Raw genomic sequence first — 18,639 nt, 5'->3', positions numbered from 1 at the left:
GGGAGGCTGGACCTGCCGACGTTCGCACCCGCCGGCAGCCTCGGCGCAGCAGTTCAGGAAGGAGTCGGATGGCAACGTTGGGACGACCGGCCCTCCTGGCTGCGATCAGCAGCGCCCTGATCCTGGGCGGGTGCAGCACCCCCGGCTTCGACCGGGCGCTACTGGGGACCGAGATCGACGGGGTCGACCCGGGCACCATGTCCTGGCCGCTGCAGCCCACGACGATGGCGCTGAGTCCCTCCGGCGGCACCCTGCTGGCGGGTTGCGGCGGCGGCCTCTGCCGCTGGGACACCGACACCGGCGCCTCGGACCGACTGCGGGTCTTCCCGCCCGTCGCGTGGAGTCCCGACGGCAGCCGGTTCGCCGCGAAGGGCGACGACGCCCAGGTGCTCATCGTTGACGCCGCCGACCTCACCATCAGCGCTGTCCTCGCCGGCCACCATGACACACAGGTGATGGACGTTCCGGGGCCGATCACTTCCATCCAGTTCAGCCCCGATGGCAACACGCTGGCCACCGTCGGCTGGGACGACACCCTCCAGTTATGGCGAGTCTCCGACGGCCGGCGGCTCGCGAAGGTCGATGCCCCGGCCCTGGCCTCGGTCTCATTCAGCCCTAACAGCGAACGGCTGGTGGTGGCGACGAGCGGCTCGGACCCCTCGGTGACGGTGCTCGATGCGCGCCGCGGCAGGTCCGTCGAGACCTTGGACCACGTCGGCGGCGGCGACGTCGCTTGGAGCCCGGACGGCCGCTGGCTCGCTCATCTCGACGAAGCAGGCGCCATCGTGATCCGAGACGCCGAGTCCTTCGAGATCACCTCGAGTCTGCCCAGCGCAAGCGGGGCCTGGCAGTGGAGTCCGGACGGCACTCTGATCGCCCACATCGACGAGGGTGGGCGACTGGCCCTACGTGAGACCGACGGCTTCACTCCCAGCTATCAGGGACCGCGGCTGGGGCTGAAGCCCACCCAGATGGCCTTCAGCCCCGACCAGCCCGTGCTGGCGATGCTGGACCGCGAAGGCGCTGCCCTCTGGCACTGGGAAGCCGGTTCCGAGTTGACGCCCCTGAATCACATCGAGCGACCGACCGCGCTGGGCTTCGCCGCCGACGGTGGTTGGCTGCTCACGGCGTACACCGAACTCGACGACTACCCGGTGTCGTCGGACTTCGACCGTGACGATCACACCGACGCGATCCTCGTCTGGGACGTCGCGACCGGCGAGCAGGTGCGGACCCTCGATCTGCCCTGATCACCGGGTCCGGACCCAGAACCTGAGTTTGTTGCCGCACTGGTCCTCCAGCACCCCGCCGTTGCGTTCGATGGTGCGACGCGACGCCACATTGTCGACATCGCAGGTGACCAGCGCCTGCGCGATGCCGAGTTGCCCGGCCACCGGAAGCGCTGCCGCGAGCATCGCCGTACCGTGACCCTCCCGGCGCCGGCTCGCCCGGACGTCGTACCCGATGTGACCGCCGACCTCACGCAGGTGCCGGGTGAGCCGATGGCGGATCGCCAGCCGGCCCAGGTAGTCGTCCCCCTGGACCCACCACAGCGTGGTGCACGGCACCCAGCCGGCCGCACGTGGCGTCTCCTCCAGCGCATCGGCGCGCAGTTGCCGGGTGTAGGCCTCGAAGACCTCCGGCTCCTGCCACCCGGGCGCCCACTCGGCGATCTCGGCGCCGATCATCGAGTTGTCGCCGGCTCGCCCCTCGGCCGCGAACTCGTCCATCGCGTCCAGGAAGGAGCGGTGCACGCGTGCGTCGGGCTCGATGAAGTGGGCCTGCTCCATCGTGCGATCCTCGCGTTGTGGCGACGTGGGGGCAACCGGGTTTCGTCGCGACCGGGCCGTCGGGAAGGATGCCGCTATGGCCGACCCGTTCCCCCACGGCAACACCGCCCGCCGACTGGAGTGGCAGTTCCTGCCACCGCGGATCCGGGACCTGATCGCGGCGCGGTGTGGATCGTCGGTGCAGAGCGCCGAGTCGCGCAACGCGGGTTTCACGCCCGGCTTCGCGTCGGTGTTGACCTGCGCCGACGGGACCCGCCACTTCGTGAAGGCAGCCTCGGTGAAGGCACAGCGTCAAACGGCCGAGGCGTACGCCGAAGAGGTTCGCAAGCTGGAGCTGCTGCCGGCGGAGACTCCGGCGCCGCGGCTCGACTGGAGCCACCGGGACGAGGACTGGGTGGTGCTCGGCTTCGAGTACGTCGAGGCCCGGGCGCCACACCGGCCCTGGGTCGGCGAGGAGGTGGCTGCTGCCTCGCAGATGCTCGTCGCGGCCGCCGAGGTGCTGACTCCGGCCGAGGGACTCGGGTTGTCGACCTTCGCCGAGGACTTCGCGCAGGCCGCGCCGTTGTGGCCGCGGATCGGTGCCGGGCACCCCGAGCTGCCCCCGTGGCAGGTGGCGGAGGCGGCTGCGCTGACGGCCCGGCACGTCGAGGTGACCGCTGGGGACACCGTCGTACACACCGACGTGCGGGACGACAACCTGCTGGTGCGCCCGGACGGATCGGTGCTGCTGTGTGACTGGAACTGGCCGTGTCGCGGCGCTGCCTGGCTCGACTCCCTCCTGCTGTTGATCGGTCCCCGTGGCGACGGCTTCGACGTCGAGGCGCACCTGCGCGAGCATCCCCTGCTGGGCGAGGTGCCCGCCGAGGACATCGACACGGTGCTGGCCCTGCTCGCCGCCTACTTCTTCACCGCCGCGGACCAGCCCGGACCCCCGAACTCACCGCATCTGCGGCGGATCCAGGCCTGGCAGCGGGACGTGGTGTGGGGCTGGCTCGGGGAGCGGCGCGGCTGGAGCAGTTGAGGCGGGGCCACAAACCCCACCTCGCGCGGCCACGAGCCCCACCTCGCGTGGCCACGAGCCCCACCTCGGCCGGCCACAAACCCCACTTCGGCGGGATTTTGGGGGGCGCAGTGACGCTGCTAGGCTTGTTGGTCGCGTGTTCATGGGCCTCTCCCCTCTCACCCCACGAGAGGCCGGGAAGAGCGCAACCCTGTTCACAAACCCCGAAGGACTCATACGTCACATGGCGAATATCAAGTCGCAGATCAAGCGCAACAAGCAGAACGAGAAGCGCCACGAGCGCAACAAGGCCGTCAAGTCCGGCCTGAAGACCGCGATCCGCAAGTTCCGTGAGGCCGCCGAGGCGGGCGACAAGGACACCGCTCTGACCGCCGGCCGCGACGCCTGCAAGAAGCTGGACAAGGCCGCGTCCAAGGGCGTCATCCACAAGAACCAGGCGGCGAACCGCAAGTCGTCGATCGCCAAGAAGGCTGCCTCTCTCTGAGTCAGCTCACACGCAAGCCCCCGTCGTTGTGCGACGGGGGCTTCGTCGTTCTCAGCCGTGCAGGTCGGTGATCGTCAGCACCAGTCGCTCCAGCGTGTACGCCGGGTCGCTGGCGGCGCCCTTGATGTCGGCGTCCGCGGTGGCCACCGCACGGACGGCCGCGGCCAGGTCCTCGGGCGACCAGCCACGGACCTGATCCCGCAGGGTCCGCAGCTTCCACGGGGGCACTCCCACGTCGCGGGCCAGGTCGGCGTCCCGAGCCCCCCGCGGGGCTCCCTTGAGCCGGGCCAGACCCCGGACGCTGCCCGCGAAGGCGGAGGTGACCAGGACCGCGGCGGTGCCCGCCTCCAACGCCCAGCGCAACTCCTCCAGGGCTGCCGCACGCCGGCCGGAGAACGCGTGGTCGGCCACCGCGAAGGACTTGGCCTCGGCGCGGCCCTCGAAGTAGCGGCCGACCAGTTCGACGGTCACCTTCTGGCCGGCGCAGTCGCTGGCGAGCTGCCGGGCCGCGGCGGCCAGCGAGCGCAGGTCCTGCCCGACCGCGGAGATCAGAGCCTCCGAGGCCGCCTGGTCGATGCTGGCGCCGCGGCTGCGGATCTCCGCGGCCACGAACCCCGGCAACTCCGACGGCTTCAGCCCGACCGGCTTGACCTCGGTGACGGTGGGCAACTTGCGGAGTTTGGTGAGCACGCCCGACCCTCGCTGACCACCGTCGTGGACCAGCACCAGCGCGACGTCGTCGGCGGGGGCGGCGGCGTACTCGATCAGGCCGTCGGCGGCGTCGGCGTTCACGCTGGCCAGGTCGGTCACCACCACACACCGGATCGCGGAGAAGAGTGAGGGGGCGGCGAGGTCGCCCAGATCGGCGGCCTCCATCCCGGACGCGGTGGTGCTGCTGAACTCCGCCTCCGGGTCGTGGCCGCGCACCGCCTCCCGCACCTGGGTGACGATGCGGTCGTTGAGGAACTCCTCCTTGCCGACCACCAGGGTGACCCGGCCGAGAACGTCTGCTGCGCGTGGACCTGCCATGGTGGGGCCACCCTATCCGTCACCGACGACGCGCAGCCCCTGCTCCCCGGGGGCGACCGCCACCGAGCCGGCGTCACGGGTCACGTACACCTCGACTCCGGCCGCCACCAGTGCCGCCAGCACGCCGGGGTCCGGATGGCCGTAGTTGTTCTCCCCCGCCGAGACCAGGGCGATGCCCGCCCCGAGGGAGAGCAGGAAGTCGACGTCCTGGCGGGCGCTGCCGTGGTGCGGGACGGTGAGCAGGTCGATGTCCAGGGTGGGGATGGCCGCAGCCAGGTCACCCTGGCCGGCGGGTTCGATGTCGCCGGTGAACAGCATCCGGACACCGTCGCGCTCGGCGTACAGCACCAGACTGGCGTTGTTGGGGCCGCTCTCGGCTCCTCCGGCGGTCCGCACCACCCCCGACCGCGGCGCCACCACCTGCAGGGTCGCCGCCCCGATCCGGGCGCTCTCCCCATAGTCCGGCACCCGGACCGCGACGTCGTGGGCCGCCGCCGTCTCGGCCACCCAGCCGGCGTTCTCCGCGGGTTCGGCGTAGCCGGTCACCCAGATCTCACCGACCTCGCGGCCACGGAGTACGCCGGCCAGGCCGCGCACGTGGTCGGCATGGAAGTGGGTGAGCATCAGCACCGGCACCTGATTGATCCCGAGCCGACGCAGGCACCGGTCCACCGGACCCGGCTCGGGCCCGGCGTCGATCACGACGGCTGCCCGCTCACCGACCCGGAGCACGTAGCCGTCGCCCTGGCCGACGTCGCAGGCCACCACCGTCCAGCCCGCCGGCGGCCACGCCGAGGGCAGCACCGTGGGCAACGGCACCGCGACCAGCACGCAGGTCAGGGCCATCACCGCAAGACCGGTGTCGCGGCGCCCGAGCAGGTGGGGGGTGGCCAGAGCGATCAGCACGCAGAGCGCGGTCAGCAGCAGCATCGCCACCGCCCCCACCTGCCATTCGACGGCCGCCATCGGCAGCGCCGCGCCGCGGTGGGCGATGCCGATGATCCAGCCACCCGACCAGCCGGCCAGGCTGCCCAGCAGTGCGGCCCCGGTGGGCCAGAACACCCCGAGGAGTCCGGCCACCAGGCCGAGCACCGTGGCCGGGGCGACGGCGGGGCCGGCGATCAGGTTGGCGGCCACCGCGACCAGGCTGACCTGGCCGGAGATGCCCGCGATCACCGGGGTGACGGTGATCTGGGCAGCGGCGGGTACGGCGATGGTCTCGGCGAGCCAGCGGGGCAGCCAACGCATCATGGCGTCGCGCCACACCGGGGCCAGGAAGAGGATGCCGCCGGTGGCCAGCACCGACAGCACGAAGGCGAGGTTGGTGGCCAGCCAGGGCTCCACCAGCAGCAGCCCCACCATCGCCGCGCCCAGGGCGCGGGTGCCTCGCTCGCGACCGTTCCTGCCCATCGCGATGAGCGCCACCGCGCCCATGGTCGCGGCCCGCAGGGCACTGGGTTCGCCCCGGCACAGGACCACGAACCCGACGATGCCGACCGCTCCCACGATGTAGAAGCCCCGACCGCGCACCCCCGACCAGCGGGCCACGATCAGCATGCTGCCGACCACGATGGTCAGGTTGGTTCCCGACACCGCCAGCAGGTGGGTCAGCCCGGTGGCCCGGAAGTCGTCGGCGAGTTCTTCGGGCATCCCCTCGTCGTCGCCGACCACCAGGGAGGGCACCAGGGTGCTGGGGCCGGGGCCGGTGTGGGCCACCGATCGTCGCAGCGACTCACGGATCCGGGTGCTCACCCGCCAGTGCCAGGCCGGCCGCTCCAGCACCTCCGGCGCCGATCTGGCCCGGACGATCGCCGCCAAGTCAGGACCGTCGGCGGCGTCCAATCGGCCGGTGAACCGGATCAGCGATCCGATCGGCACCTGCCGCCACTCGGGTTCGGCGACCACCAGCACCGGCGCACCCAACCGGTGGCTGGCGCCGCGGGCGGTCAGGGTGGTGACCTGGGCGCGGAGCACCACGTAGGGGCCGTGCCGCCCGTCCCGTAGCCGGGGGTCCATGGTCACCCGGGCTTCGAGGGTCGCCACGGCCTGCCGGTCCGCCGCCTCGGTGACCGGTGAGGCGGCCAGCACCTCCCCCCGCAGCAGCGCGCAGACCGCGACGGCGACCGCGAGCAGCAGCCAGGCCAGGACGGCGGCGCCGCCGATCCGGCGGGACAGCAGCCAGCCGCCCAGGGCTACCGCGCCGAAGGCCGCCAGCAGCCCGGCGGTGGGCAGCAACAACGCGGCGAGCCCGCCGGCCCAGGCGGCGAGACCGAGCACCGGCATCCGCAGGTCACGGGCCGGTGACCCGGGTTCGGCGAGTTCGGGCACTCGCTCACACCGTCACCCGGTCGCGGAGCTTCGCCAGCGTCGCCGGACCGATCCCGGACACCTCCACCAGTTCCTCCACTCGGGTGAAGGAGCCGTTCTCGGTACGCCAGTCGATGATGGCCGCCGCGGTCACCGGGCCGACACCCGGCAACGTCTCCAGGGTGGCCTGGTCGGCGGTGTTGAGGTTCACCAGGGTGCCCCCGCCGGGTGTGGTCGTGGCCCCGGCGGCACCGGCGGGAGCCTCCACCCCGACCAGCACCTGCTCCCCGTCGGTCAGTGGCCTGGCCAGGTTCAGCGGGGTCAGATCCACTCCCTTGCGGGCGCCGCCGGCGGCGTCGATGGCGTCGATCACCCGAGCGCCCGGCGACAACACCACCACCCCGGGGCGCCGAACCTTGCCGGCGACGTCGATGACCAGCTCGGTGTCCGTGGGCGCGACGTCGACCAGCGGAGCGTCCGCGGAGTCGGTGGCTGCCACCGGGACCACCTGGACCTCGGCGGGCTGACCGACGTGTCGGACCACCCACCAGCCGGCCAGGCCGAGCGAGAAGGCGACCACGAAGCACAGGGCTGCCAGGTGGGCCGGGGTGAGTGAGACCCGGCCGCGCAACGTCTCGGGCCACCACGGGGCGGGGCCGGCGGGCAGCGGTTCCGCAGCAGGCAATGCCGGCTGCTCGACGGGCGTCTCCCGGATCGCGGTGTGGGTGACCTCGGGGGTCGGCTGGCTTCCGTGGGCCAGATCCCGCCGCAGCGACTCGAGTCGCTGCGCCACCACCTCACTGCGTCGGTTGGACATGGTCCGACGTTAGGCAGGTCGAGCGCCGCCGGCAGCCGGGTCTGGGGGCAGTTGTGGAATCCACAGGCCGCCGGGCGACAAGTGGCGCGGTCAGGTCAGTCGAGAAGCGGAGCCACGCTCACCGCCACCATGCCCGGCCCCACATGGGCCGCCAGGACGGCACCTACCTCGCCACAGTCGATCTGCCGGCCGGCCAGGTTGTCCTCGAGACGCTCGTGCAGCGCCTCGGAGAGTTGCTCGGCACGATCCAGGTTCGCCAGGTGGGCCACGGTGACCTCGACCTGGTGCTCGTCGGCCGCCTCGACGGCCAGGTCCACGAGGCGAGCCAGGGCCTTGGTGGCCGTCCGCACCTTCTCGCGCGGCACCACCTTGCCCTCGTCGATGGCCAGCAGCGGCTTGACTGCCAGGGCGCTGCCCAGCAGCGCGGCGGCGGCCCCGACCCGACCACCACGGCGCAGGTACTCCAGGGTGTCCACGTAGAACAGCGACGTGGTCGCGGCGCAGCGCTCCCGGGCGGCCGTGGCCGCGTCAGCTGCCGACCCACCCGCGTCCAGCACGTCGGCAGCCGCGAGCACTCCGTACCCGGTGCTGATGCCGACCTGCCGACTGTCCACGACGGTGACCGGCACCGGGGCATCCTTGGCGGCCAAGCAGGCCGACTCGTAGGTGCCGCTCATCTCTGCCGACAGGTGCACCGAGACGATCTCGGTGGCGCCCGCAGCGGCCAGTTCGGCGTAGCACTGCGCAAAGGTGGCCGGGGCTGGCCGTGAGGTGCTCACCGGCGCCCGCTCCCGCAGCGCCTCGGCGACCCGGTCCGGGGTCGCCCCGTCGGTTCCGCCCTCGTCGTACGCCGTCGCCCCGATCACCACCTGCAGGGGCACCACGTGGATCTCCCGCGCCTCGGCGACCTCAGCAGGCAGCGAAGCAGTCGAGTCAGTGACCAGAGCGATGCTGCGAACCATGACGGAAGGCTATCGGCTGCCCCTCCCTCCCCCGCCGAAGTGTCACATCTCGACGGCCGAAGTAGCCGAAATGGCGGGCCGAAGTGTCACATCTCGGCACTCGACCAGCGGGGTGGGGGTGGCCTCGATACACCGCCTCGTTCCTCGGCGGCACTCGACCACCGAGGCATCGGCGGCACTCGACCAGCGGGGGGGTGGCCTCGATACACCGCCTCGTTCCTCGGCGGCACTCGACCAGCGGGGGGGGGCGGCACTCGACCAGCGGGGTTGGGTGGGGTCAGACGACGACGTTGACCAGCTTGGGGGCGCGCACGATCACCTTGCGCACCGCCCGGCCGTCGATCGCCTTCTGCACCGTCTCATCGGCCAACGCCAGCCGCTCCAGCTCGTCCGCGGGGATCTCCGGGGAGACCTCCAGCCGCGCCTTGACCTTGCCCTGGACCTGGACCACGGCGGTGACCGCCTCGGCCACCAGCAGCGACTCATCGACCACCGGCCACGACGTGCGGGCGATGCCGGGGGCATGCCCCAGCCGCTCCCACATCTCCTCGGCGGTGTACGGCGCGACCAGCGACAGCAGCACCGAGACCGCCTCGACGGCCTCGCGCACCGCCGGGTCAGCACCACCGGCGCCGGAGTCGATCGCCTTCCGGGTGGCGTTGACCAGCTCCATCACCCGGGCCACCATCACGTTGAACCGCATGCCCTCGATCAGCTCCGCGGCGTCGTGGACGGTCCGGTGGGTGACCTTGCGCAGGGCCACATCTCCGGTGGCAGGGTCGACGCCAGGCTCGCTGGTGACGTCGCCGGAGAGGCGCCACGCCCGCTGCAGGAACCGCAACGCGCCACCGGGCGACAGGTCGGCCCAGTCGATGTTGTCCTCGGGCGGACCGGCGAAGACCAGGGTCAGCCGGATCGCATCCACGCCGTACTCGGCGAGCTGCTCCCCCAGGCTGACGCCGTTGCCCAGCGACTTGCTCATCTTCTTGCCCTTGTTGATCACCACACCCTGGTTCAGCAGCGACGAGAAGGGTTCGATGAAGTCGACCATCCCCATGTCGTGCAGGACCTTGGTGAAGAAGCGCGAGTACATCAAGTGCAGCACCGCATGCTCGACACCGCCGACGTACTGGTCGACCGGCCCCCAGCGGCGCACCGCCTCGGGGTCGAACGGGCCGTCGGTGTACTCCGGCGAGCAGTAGCGCAGGAAGTACCAGGACGAGTCCACGAAGGTGTCCATCGTGTCGGAGTCGCGCTTCGCGTCGCCCCCGCAGTCGGGGCAGGCTACGTTGACCCAGTCGGTGGCTGCCGCCAGCGGCGAGACACCCTTCGGCTTCAGGTCGGCGCCCTTGAGGTCGGGCAGCACCACCGGCAACTGCTCCTCGGGGACAGCGACCTCGCCGCAGTCGGGGCAGTGCACGATCGGGATCGGGCAACCCCAGAACCGTTGCCTGCTCAGCAGCCAGTCCCGCAACCGGAAGTTGACGGCGCCGGTGCCGGCACCGGTCTCCTCCAGGGCGGCGACGATGCTGTTGATGCCGGCCGTCTTGTCGGTCAGCCCGTTCAGGGTGGCCAGGTCGCTGGCCGAGTTCACGTACACACCGTCACCGGCGGTGGCGATCCCGGTCTCCTCCGGGTTCGGATCGCCGGTGTCCACGACCCGGCGTACCGGCAGGTCGAAGGCACGAGCGAAGTCCAGGTCGCGCTGGTCGTGCGCGGGCACCGCCATGATCGCGCCGGTGCCGTAGTCGGCCAGCACATAGTCGGCGGCCCACACCGGGATCCGCTCGCCGTTGACCGGGTTGATCGCCTCCACGCCCAGCGGTACGCCGGTCTTCGGCTTGTCGGTGGCCAGCCGGGAGATGTCGGACTCCTTGCGGACCTCGGCCAGGTACGCCTCGAACTCCTCCCGCTGCTCGGGGGCACACAGCTGCGCAGCCAGCGGCGCGTCGGCGGCCACCACCATGAAGGTGGCTCCGAACAGGGTGTCGGGCCGGGTGGTGTAGACCCCGACGGTGCGAGAGGAGTCCTCCAGGTGCGGCGCCTCGATCCGGAACTGCACCTGGGCGCCGGTGGAGCGGCCGATCCAGTTCCGCTGCAGCGTCAGCACCCGCTCCGGCCAGCGGCCCTCCAGGTGCTCCATGTCGTCCAGCAGTCGCTGGGCGTAGTCGGTGACCTTGAAGTACCACTGGGTCAGTTCACGCTTGGTGACCTCGGCGCCGCAGCGTTCGCAGGCCCCGTCGACGACCTGCTCGTTGGCCAGCACCGTCTGGTCGACCGGGCACCAGTTGACCGGCGAGGACTTGCGGTAGGCCAGCCCACGCTCCCGGAACTTCAGGAACAGCCACTGCGTCCACCGGTAGTACTCCGGGTCTGAGGTGTGCAGCCGCCGGCTCCAGTCGAAGCTCAGCCCGTAGTTGCGGAACGAGGAGGCCTGCGTCTCGATGTTGGCGTAGGTGTAGGTGGCCGGGTGTTCGTCGTTGCGGATCGCCGCGTTCTCAGCGGGCAGGCCGAAGGAGTCCCACCCCATCGGGTTGAGCACCTCGTAGCCGCGCAGCCATCCGTACCGGGCGATCACGTCGTGCAGCGCGGTGACCTCGGCGTGCCCCATGTGCAGGTCCCCTGACGGGTAGGGGAACATCGTCAACGCGTACAGCTTCGGCTTCTCGTCGACCGCGCGGTCCTCGGCGGTGAACAGGTCGAGGTCGGCCCAGACCTGCTGCCACTTGGCCTGGATCGCCTCGACGTCATACGTCACCGCTTGGTCCTGCGTCATCTCTGGTCTCCTCGACTGGTCCTGATCCTTCGGCTCCGAGCCCACGGAGCCACAAAAAAACCCCTCCACAGAGGGGTACCCGCGCGATCGGCGATCAGCGCGGGTGGTGAAGAAGCAGGTACGACGTGCTCACCTGCCCATGGTACCCCTCCGGCGCTGCGGGTGATCAGCCCGCGGCAGCCATCACCCGCGCGGCCCGCTTGAGCATGGCCGCCACCACCAGGGGATGCACCACCTTGACCGGGGCGAAGTAGAGCCGTCCCCGCCAGCCGTGCAGGCGCACCACCGTGGTGACCCGCACCAGTCCGGCCGTCGGGTCGACACCCACGCCGCAGCGGAAGTCGAGGTGGCGGTCGTCCGCACGGATCAGTGCCTCCTCCCCGACCACGGTGTCGACGGCGAAGACCGACGCCTCGCCCCGGTCCACCCCGATCAGCCTGACCAGCGCCTGCCGGATCCCGAAGAGCAGTCGCACCCACCCTGGTGCGGACCCGACCGCGAAGACGGTCTCGGCCCACCGGGCCGGATCGAGGTCGGCTCCCGGCGGCAGCGGAATCGCCACCAGGTCGACGAAGTCGGGCCGGGCGATGTCGGCGAGCGCGAGGGACCTGAAGGCTGGCTCCATGGGTCCACTCTGGCCGCCGGACTGTGCCGGCACCAACTCACCGTGGCCACCAATCCGTTGCCTGGGGCACTCCGAATCCCCCAGCAGACGGGCAGCGCATCAGGCCTGCCCGACGATGACTGGGAGTGATCAGCCATGAACCGGACCATCAACCAGAAGGTGGGCCTGGCCTTCGGGGCCATCTACATCGTCGTCGGCCTGCTCGGGTTCACTGTCACCGGCGGGCACGACATGGCAGGCCACGAGGGAGGCCTGCTGTTGGGCATCTTCGGTGTGAACGTGCTGCACAACATCGTCCACCTGGCCGTCGGGGTGGCGCTGATCGGCGCGGCGATGGCTGGCGCGCTGGCCTCCAAGTCGGTGAACGCGACCGTGGGCGCTGTCTATCTCCTCGTCGGCGTGGTCGGGATGATGGTCGGCTCCGGCAGCCTCAACATCCTGGCCCTCAACGGCGCGGACCACGCGCTGCACCTGGGCAGTGCCGCGGTGCTGCTCGGCGTCGGACTGGCCGCGGACCGGCGCAGCCCGGCGCACGCCTGAGCCCGGAGGTGGTAGAACGGGGGCTACCACCGACCGAAGGGGCAGCCCATGCCGGAGCGGATCAGGATCGGAAGCGTCGATGACTTCGCCGACGAGCAACTGCACACCGTCGAGGTGAAGGGCACCTCGGTGGTCGTCGGGAGGGCTGGCGGCGAGGTCTGTGCCGCCAAGAACCGTTGCCCCCACCTGGGGCTCCCGCTCAACAAGGGGCCGGGGGGTGTCCAGTACGACGGGGGGCAGGTCACCTGCCCGTGGCACAACTCGCGCTTCGACCTGGCCACCGGTGAGAACCTCGATTGGACGCCGGGGTTCGCGGGCATGAAGGTGCCCCGCTGGTCGAGCAAGCTGATCGCGATGGGCAAGAAGCCAGCGCCGCTGGACACCTATCGGGTGGTCATCGACGGGGACGACGTCTACGTCGAGGTGTGAGCGGGTCGACCCACCTGACCCGCGACTGGACCCACTGGGGCCAGCCGCGGGCGTGTGATCAGCCGCGGGCGGCGGCCTGCCGTCGCAGTTCGGTGCGGGCCAGGGCGTTCTTGTGCACCTCGTCGGGGCCGTCGGCGAACCGCAGCGTCCGGATGCCGGCGTACGCCGCAGCGAGGGGGAAGTCCTGGGAGAGACCGCCGGCGCCGTGAGCCTGGATCGCCTTGTCGAGGATCCACTGCACGGTGGCCGGGGTGGCGATCTTGATCGCCTGGATCTCGGTGTGGGCGCCCTTGTTGCCGACGGTGTCCATCAGCCAGGCGGTCTTGAGGACCAGCAGTCGCAGCTGCTCGATCCGCACCCGGGACTCCGCGATCCAGTCCCGGATCACACCTTGGTCGGCGAGCGGTCGACCGAAGGCGATCCGGTCCTCCACCCGGGCGCACATCAGTTCGATCGCCCGCTCGGCGAGGCCGATGGAGCGCATGCAGTGATGGATCCGGCCCGGGCCGAGCCGGGCCTGGGCGATCGCGAAACCCTGACCCTCCGCACCGATCAGGTTCGCGGCAGGCACCCGCACGTCGTTGAAGACCATCTCGGCGTGGCCGCCGTGGTCGTGGTCGTCGTAGCCGAAGACCTCCATGCCGCGGAGGATCTCCACTCCGGGGGTGTCCCGGGGCACCAGGATCATCGACTGCTGGTGGTGGCGGTCGGCGGTCGGGTCGGTCTTGCCCATCACGATGAAGATCTCGCACTCGGGGTTCATCGCCCCGGTGATCCACCACTTGCGGCCGTTGATCACGTACTCGTCGCCGTCACGGACGATCGAGGTGGCGATGTTGGTGGCGTCGGAGGAGGCCACCGCCGGCTCGGTCATCGCGAACGCGGACCGGATCCGGCCGTCCAGCAGAGGCGCCAGCCACTGCTCCTGTTGCGCCGGGGTGCCGAACATGGCCAACACCTCGGAGTTGCCGGTGTCCGGGGCGGCACAGTTGAGCACGGCCGGGGCCAGTTGGATGGCGCGACCGGTGATCTCGGCCAGGGTGGCGTACTGGAGGTTGCTGAGGCCGGCGCCTCCGTGCTTGGCGCCTTCCTCGCCGGGGAGGAAGAGGTTCCACAGGCCGCGGCTGCGAGCCTCGGCACGCAGTTCGGCGAGCACCGGGGCGCTCGACCAGGCCCACCTGTTCTCCAGCGCGGCGACCTGCTCGGCGAAGACCGGTTCGGCGGGGTGGATGTGGCTGTCCATGAAGTCCAGCAGATTCTGCTGGAGCTCGATGGTGCGGGCGTCGTGCGCGAAGTCCATGGTGGCTCCCGGTCGGTTCAGGGTGGGTTCAAGATGGGGTCAGCGAGGGGGTTCAGTGGTGGTCGAGTGAGGCGAGTCCGGCTTCGAGCAGGGGCACGGTGCCGGCACCGATGCCGTCGAACCCCTCCCCCACGGTCTGTCCCTGCAGGTAGCGGAAGTGGATGCCCTCCACGATGGTGGCGAGCTTGAACGAGGCCAGGGCCAGGTGGAAGCCCAGGTCCGGCGCGTCCACGTCGCGAGCCGCGGCGTACCGGTCGATGATCTCGGTCTCGGAGAGGAAGCCCGGCGCCGCGGAGACGTCGGTGACGGAACCGGGCAGCAGCACCGCCAGTCGGCCGTAGACGACCAGCAGGGCCAGGTCGGTGAGGGTGTCGCCGACGGTGGCCATCTCCCAGTCCAGGACCGCGGTGGGTCGGTCGTCGTCGTCGACGAGCAGGTTGTCGAGGCGGAAGTCACCATGCACGATGCCGATCCGGGAGGCGGCAGCGGCGTCGGCGGCCTCAGACGTCTCGGCCAGGCGGCGGTGCAGCTCCTCGGCCGCTGGCAGCTCGCGGTTGTGGGAGGCGTCGAGCTGCTTCTTCCAGCGGCGCACCTGACGGGTCAAGAAGCCCTCGGGGCGGCCGAAGTCGGCCAGCCCGACCACGTGCGTGTCCACGCCGTGCAGTGCGATGAGCACGTCGACCATGGCGGTGCTGATCGCGCGAGTGCGCTCGGGGCCGAGCTTGGCCAGCTCGGCGCTGGAGCGGTACGGCGTGCCCGGCATGTCGGCCATCACGTAGAAGGGCGCACCGAGCACGTCCAGGTCGTCACAGAAGGCGTACGCCGTCGGCACCGGGACGCCGGTGTCGGCCAGCGCCGCGATCACCCGATGCTCCCGGGACATGTCGTGGGCGGTGGCCAGCACGTGCCCGAGCGGGGGACGCCGCACCACCCAGCTCTGCTGCCCGTCGCTGACCCGGTAGGTGAGGTTCGACTTGCCGCCGGCGATCAGGGTGGCGCTCAGCGGGCCGGCCAGTGGGGCGGACTCGGGCAGGGTGCGTTGCCACCAGTCGGTGAGGGCGGCGGGGTCGAGGCCAGGGGTCTCAGTCATGCGACGTACACCACCCTGCCCACGGTGGAACCGTCGGCGAGGCGCTGGACGCCGTCGGCGACCGCTGCCAGTTCGAGCTTCTCCGAGACCAGCGGCCGGACCACGCCGGCGTCGGCGAGTCGGGTCAGGTCGGCGTGGCACTCGGCGACCGCGGCGGGGTCGAAGAGGTTGTAGAGACCCCAGTGCAGGCCGACGATGCTGTAGTTCTTGATCAGCGCGTGGTTGAGGGCCGCGGACTGGATGTCGCCGCCCGCGAAGCCGATCACCAGGATCCGGCCTTCGAAGGCGATGCACTTGGTGGAGCGTTGGTAGGTCTCGCCGCCGACCGGGTCATAGATCACGTCGGCGCCGCGGCCGGAGGTGGCCTCCTTGACCACCGCGACGAAGTCCTCACTGTGCCGGTCGACCACGATGTCGGCGCCGAGCTCGCGGGCCACGGCGGCCTTGGCGTCGCCGCCGACGACGCCGATCACGGTGGCACCGGCGGCCTTCCCGAGTTGGATGGCCGCGCTGCCGACGCCGCCGGCGGCGGCGTGCACGAGCAGCGTCTCACCCTCGCGGATACCGGCCCGGCGGTGCAGCCCGAACCAACCGGTCTGATAGCCGATGTAGAGCGAGGCCGCCTGGGCGTCGTCGAGCGCGGCGGGTGCGGCGAAGGTGGTGGCCACCTCCATCACTGCCGACTCGGCGAAGCCGCCGTGCGGCATCACCGCGGCGCCGATCACCCGGTCGCCGACGGCGAAGCCGGTGACGCCCTCGCCGAGGGAGGTCACCTCGCCGCACAGTTCCACGCCGGGCGTGAACGGCAGGTCGGGCTTGACCTGGTAGAGGCCCCGGCACATCAGCGCGTCGGGGAAGTTCGCGGGTGAGGCGAGCACTCGGACCACCAGCTGGCCGGGGCCGGGGGTGGGGTCGGGGACGTCAACGAGCCTCATCACCTCGGCCGGTTCACCGAGTGCGTTGACCTGCCATGCCTTCATCCGGTCGCTCCCTTCGCGTCGAGTTGTTGCTGCAGATGGTTCATCCCGGTCAGCCACCGGTCCGTGTCGGTGGCCCGGGTGGCGTAGTAGCCAGCCACCTCCGGGTGCGGCAGCACCAGGAACTCCTCGGTCTGCAGCGCCCGCCACACCTCCTCGGCGACCTGCTCGGGGCTGAGCGCGGAGTCGCGGGTGAGGATCTCGGTCAGGGGCCCGGCCTCCTCGAGCATCCGGGTGCGGACTCCCTGGGGGCAGATCGCCTGGACCACGATGCCGCGGTGGCGATAGGTGGCCGAGAGCCATTCGGCGAAGGCGACGGCGGCGTGCTTGGTGACCGAGTACGCCGGGCTGCCGAGCATGGTGAGCAGGCCCGCGGCCGAGGCAGTGACGACGTAGCGTCCTCGTCCGGCGGCGAGCCAGTCGGGCATCAGCAGTCGGGCGGCGCGCACGTGCGCCATCACGTTCACCTCGTGGGCGATCGCCCAGTCCTCCTCGGCCGCGTCCAGGCCCAGGCCGCGGTCGAGTCCGGCGTTGCCGAACCAGATGTCGATGCTGCCGAGGTGCTCCCGGGCTGCGGCGACCAGGGCTGCGACGCCGGCCTCGGCGGCGGCGTCGCCGGGCACGGCGTACCCACCGATGTCGGCGGCGACCTGGTGGGCGGCGTCGGCGTCGAGGTCGTTGACGACCACCCGCATGCCACCGGCGGCCAATCGGGTGGCCAGCGCGCGGCCGATGCCGTGGCCGGCACCGGTGACGACGACGCCGGTCATCAGACGCCGCCGGTGAGGGTGAGTCCGCCGTCGACGACGACCAGTTGGCCGGTCAGCCAGGCGGCGTCCTCGGAGAGCAGGAAGGCGACGACGCCGGCGATGTCCTCGGGGACGCCGAGCCGCTTCAGCGGGTAGGTGGCGGCGACCTCCTCCTCGCGGCCCTCGTAGAGGGCGGTGGCGAACTTCGTCTTGACCACGGCGGGAGCGACGGCGTTGACCCGAATGTCGGGGCCCAGTTCGACGGCGAGTTCGGCGGTGATGTGGGCGAGCATCGCCTTGGACGCGCCGTACATGCCGATGCCGGGGGCGGGCTTGGTGCCGGCCACCGAGGAGATGTTGACCACTGCTCCGCCGTGCTCGCGCATCCAGGCGCGGTGCACGTGCTGCAACCAGGAGATCGCGGCGATGCAGTTGACGTCGACGATCTTGCGGGCGACGTCGAGGTCGAGGTCGATCATCGGGCCGTACGTCGGGTTGATGCCGGTGTTGTTGACCAGCATGTCGACCGAGCCGAAGGTCTCGATGGCCTTGGCGACGGTCTCGGCCTGGTGGTCGCTGTCGTCGGCGCGTCCGGCGACGAAGACCGCCTTCTCGGGGCCGCCGAGGTGCTCGACCGCCTCGGCCAGTGCCTCGGGCTTGCGGGCGGTGATCACCACCGTGGCGCCGTCGGCGACGAGTCGCTCGGCGATGCCGAGCCCGATGCCCCGGCTGGCTCCGGTGACGATGGCGGTCTTGCCTGCGAACCTGCTCACTGCTTTGTGCCTCCACGTGTCGGACGTGACCGCCCAGGGCCGATCCTCAACCTCGGACAATCATTGACTAAGCGCTTGCTTAGGCCCATCATGGTGCCTGTGACCGATCACGTCAAGGGAGCAGAGGCCACCAGGGCCCGACTGCTGGAGGCCGCCGTGCAGGCGTTCTCGGCCAAGGGCTTCCATGGCACCACCACCCGCGACATCGCGGCCGCGGCCGGGATGAGTCCCGCGGCGCTCTATGTGCACCACCGCTCCAAGGAGGAGCTGCTGCACCTGATCTCGTTGACAGGCCACGTGGAGACCCTCGGCCTGGTGCACACGGCCCGCACCTCCTCCGACGACCCGGTGCAGCAACTGCTGCAGGTGGTGCGCGGCTTCGTCGAGCACCATGCCCGCGGACACATCGGCGCGCGGGTGGTCAACTACGAGCTGAGCGCCCTGAGCCCAGACCACCTGGCCGAGATCCAGACACTGCGGCACCAGATCGACGTCGAGGTGCGCGCGATCCTCACCGACGGCGTCCGGGCCGAGGTGTTCGACGTGGACGTCAAGATCGCCGCCACGGCCATCCTGTCCCTGGGCATCGACATCGCCCGCTGGTACTCCCCCGACGCCCCGTGGACGCCCGCAGAGCTGGCCGACCACTACGCCGAGCTGGCGTTGAGGATCGTCGGGGCCAGGACCTGAGCACCCGCCACATCGTCACCACGTCGCACCGCCGGGCTGTGCGATACTCGCGCGCATGAGTCACACCGTGCGCAAGACGGAACTCTTCGGTATCGGCACCAAGTACGAGATCGCCGGTGGCTCGCACCGGCTCGCGGTGCTCGAACTCAAGGACGGCAACTTCGAGATCTATGAGCTGGAGGCCGGCGCGTCAGAGCCGACCGCGGTGATCCGGCTCGACGAGCAGGAGGCGCGGCGGGCCGCGGCGATCCTCTCCGGCAGCTTCTTCAGCGAGTGACCG

General features: G+C 71.0%; 19 protein-coding genes. 7 read left to right on the top strand and 12 right to left on the bottom strand.

Annotation, left to right across the window (positions count from 1 at the left end):
• Positions 1-68 precede the first annotated feature (68 nt).
• Positions 69-1,250 (top strand): WD40 repeat domain-containing protein, encoded by a 1,182-nt coding sequence (locus JKG67_RS14645; protein WP_203338074.1) that lies wholly within the window; start codon positions 69-71, stop codon positions 1,248-1,250.
• On the opposite strand, the gene JKG67_RS14640 is transcribed toward JKG67_RS14645, so the two are convergent.
• Positions 1,251-1,790: a GNAT family N-acetyltransferase gene (locus JKG67_RS14640; protein ID WP_203338073.1), complete on the bottom strand. Its 540-nt coding sequence runs from the start codon at positions 1,788-1,790 to the stop codon at positions 1,251-1,253.
• 76 nt (positions 1,791-1,866) lie between these two features.
• Here JKG67_RS14640 and JKG67_RS14635 point away from each other — a divergent pair, with 76 nt between their 5' ends.
• Together JKG67_RS14635 and rpsT are read left to right on the top strand one after the other, a co-directional pair.
• On the top strand, positions 1,867-2,811 hold the full coding sequence (locus JKG67_RS14635) for a phosphotransferase family protein (RefSeq protein ID WP_203338072.1): 945 nt from the start codon (positions 1,867-1,869) through the stop codon (positions 2,809-2,811).
• A gap of 223 nt (positions 2,812-3,034) precedes the next feature.
• Positions 3,035-3,295, top strand: a complete 261-nt coding sequence (gene rpsT, locus JKG67_RS14630) for a 30S ribosomal protein S20 (protein WP_203338071.1) — start codon at positions 3,035-3,037, stop codon at positions 3,293-3,295.
• Between the two features lie 51 nt (positions 3,296-3,346).
• Here rpsT and holA read toward each other — a convergent pair whose 3' ends face one another.
• The 6 genes from holA to JKG67_RS14600 form a co-directional block, all read right to left on the bottom strand.
• Positions 3,347-4,324 carry a DNA polymerase III subunit delta gene (holA, locus tag JKG67_RS14625; protein WP_203338070.1) on the bottom strand — a complete coding sequence of 326 codons (978 nt, stop codon included), beginning with the start codon at positions 4,322-4,324 and terminating at the stop codon, positions 3,347-3,349.
• Positions 4,325-4,336: 12 nt separating this feature from the next.
• Positions 4,337-6,652, bottom strand: a complete 2,316-nt coding sequence (locus tag JKG67_RS14620; RefSeq protein ID WP_307816583.1) for a ComEC/Rec2 family competence protein — start codon at positions 6,650-6,652, stop codon at positions 4,337-4,339.
• Between the two features lie 4 nt (positions 6,653-6,656).
• Positions 6,657-7,448 (bottom strand): ComEA family DNA-binding protein, encoded by a 792-nt coding sequence (locus JKG67_RS14615; RefSeq protein WP_203338069.1) that lies wholly within the window; start codon positions 7,446-7,448, stop codon positions 6,657-6,659.
• Positions 7,449-7,543: 95 nt separating this feature from the next.
• On the bottom strand, positions 7,544-8,410 hold the full coding sequence (locus JKG67_RS14610) for a DegV family protein (RefSeq protein WP_203338068.1): 867 nt from the start codon (positions 8,408-8,410) through the stop codon (positions 7,544-7,546).
• A gap of 277 nt (positions 8,411-8,687) precedes the next feature.
• Entirely contained in the window at positions 8,688-11,186 is a 2,499-nt protein-coding gene (leuS, locus tag JKG67_RS14605; RefSeq protein WP_203338067.1) for a leucine--tRNA ligase, read from the bottom strand.
• A 166-nt stretch (positions 11,187-11,352) separates the two neighbouring features.
• Positions 11,353-11,811: a DUF2867 domain-containing protein gene (locus JKG67_RS14600; RefSeq protein WP_203338066.1), complete on the bottom strand. Its 459-nt coding sequence runs from the start codon at positions 11,809-11,811 to the stop codon at positions 11,353-11,355.
• 135 nt (positions 11,812-11,946) lie between these two features.
• On the opposite strand from JKG67_RS14600, the gene JKG67_RS14595 reads away from it, so the two are divergent.
• Positions 11,947-12,351 carry a DUF4383 domain-containing protein gene (locus JKG67_RS14595; RefSeq protein WP_203338065.1) on the top strand — a complete coding sequence of 135 codons (405 nt, stop codon included), beginning with the start codon at positions 11,947-11,949 and terminating at the stop codon, positions 12,349-12,351.
• A gap of 48 nt (positions 12,352-12,399) precedes the next feature.
• The gene (locus JKG67_RS14590; RefSeq protein WP_203338064.1) at positions 12,400-12,780 is read left to right on the top strand and encodes a Rieske (2Fe-2S) protein; all 381 of its coding nucleotides are present in this window, start codon (positions 12,400-12,402) and stop codon (positions 12,778-12,780) included.
• Positions 12,781-12,838: 58 nt separating this feature from the next.
• Here the strand turns inward: JKG67_RS14590 and JKG67_RS14585 are convergent, their stop codons facing one another.
• The 5 genes from JKG67_RS14585 to JKG67_RS14565 are packed head-to-tail and all read right to left on the bottom strand — an operon-like array spanning position 12,839 to position 17,669.
• Positions 12,839-14,080: an acyl-CoA dehydrogenase family protein gene (locus tag JKG67_RS14585; protein WP_203338063.1), complete on the bottom strand. Its 1,242-nt coding sequence runs from the start codon at positions 14,078-14,080 to the stop codon at positions 12,839-12,841.
• 52 nt (positions 14,081-14,132) lie between these two features.
• A complete protein-coding gene (locus JKG67_RS14580) occupies positions 14,133-15,170 on the bottom strand; it encodes a phosphotransferase family protein (protein WP_203338062.1) in 1,038 nt (345 codons plus the stop codon).
• Positions 15,167-16,150 (bottom strand): NADPH:quinone oxidoreductase family protein, encoded by a 984-nt coding sequence (locus tag JKG67_RS14575; RefSeq protein WP_203338061.1) that lies wholly within the window; start codon positions 16,148-16,150, stop codon positions 15,167-15,169. The genes JKG67_RS14580 and JKG67_RS14575 overlap by 4 nt, the downstream gene beginning before the upstream one ends.
• On the bottom strand, positions 16,147-16,917 hold the full coding sequence (locus JKG67_RS14570; protein ID WP_203338060.1) for an SDR family oxidoreductase: 771 nt from the start codon (positions 16,915-16,917) through the stop codon (positions 16,147-16,149). Before JKG67_RS14570 ends, JKG67_RS14575 begins: the two co-directional genes overlap by 4 nt.
• Positions 16,917-17,669: an SDR family oxidoreductase gene (locus JKG67_RS14565; protein ID WP_203338059.1), complete on the bottom strand. Its 753-nt coding sequence runs from the start codon at positions 17,667-17,669 to the stop codon at positions 16,917-16,919. Before JKG67_RS14565 ends, JKG67_RS14570 begins: the two co-directional genes overlap by 1 nt.
• Positions 17,670-17,759: 90 nt before the next feature.
• On the opposite strand from JKG67_RS14565, the gene JKG67_RS14560 reads away from it, so the two are divergent.
• Both JKG67_RS14560 and JKG67_RS14555 read left to right on the top strand, forming a co-directional pair.
• Positions 17,760-18,359, top strand: a complete 600-nt coding sequence (locus JKG67_RS14560; protein ID WP_203338058.1) for a TetR/AcrR family transcriptional regulator — start codon at positions 17,760-17,762, stop codon at positions 18,357-18,359.
• Between the two features lie 55 nt (positions 18,360-18,414).
• Positions 18,415-18,636 (top strand): cation:proton antiporter regulatory subunit, encoded by a 222-nt coding sequence (locus JKG67_RS14555; protein WP_203338057.1) that lies wholly within the window; start codon positions 18,415-18,417, stop codon positions 18,634-18,636.
• The last annotated feature ends 3 nt before the right edge of the window (positions 18,637-18,639 follow it).

The sequence above is a fragment of the Nocardioides limicola genome, from assembly GCF_016827675.1.
In the GTDB taxonomy this organism is placed as follows: Bacteria; Actinomycetota; Actinomycetes; order Propionibacteriales; family Nocardioidaceae; genus Nocardioides; species Nocardioides limicola.
The sequence above is the reverse complement of the archived record's forward strand: the minus strand, read 5'-3'. Positions and strand labels throughout refer to the sequence as shown.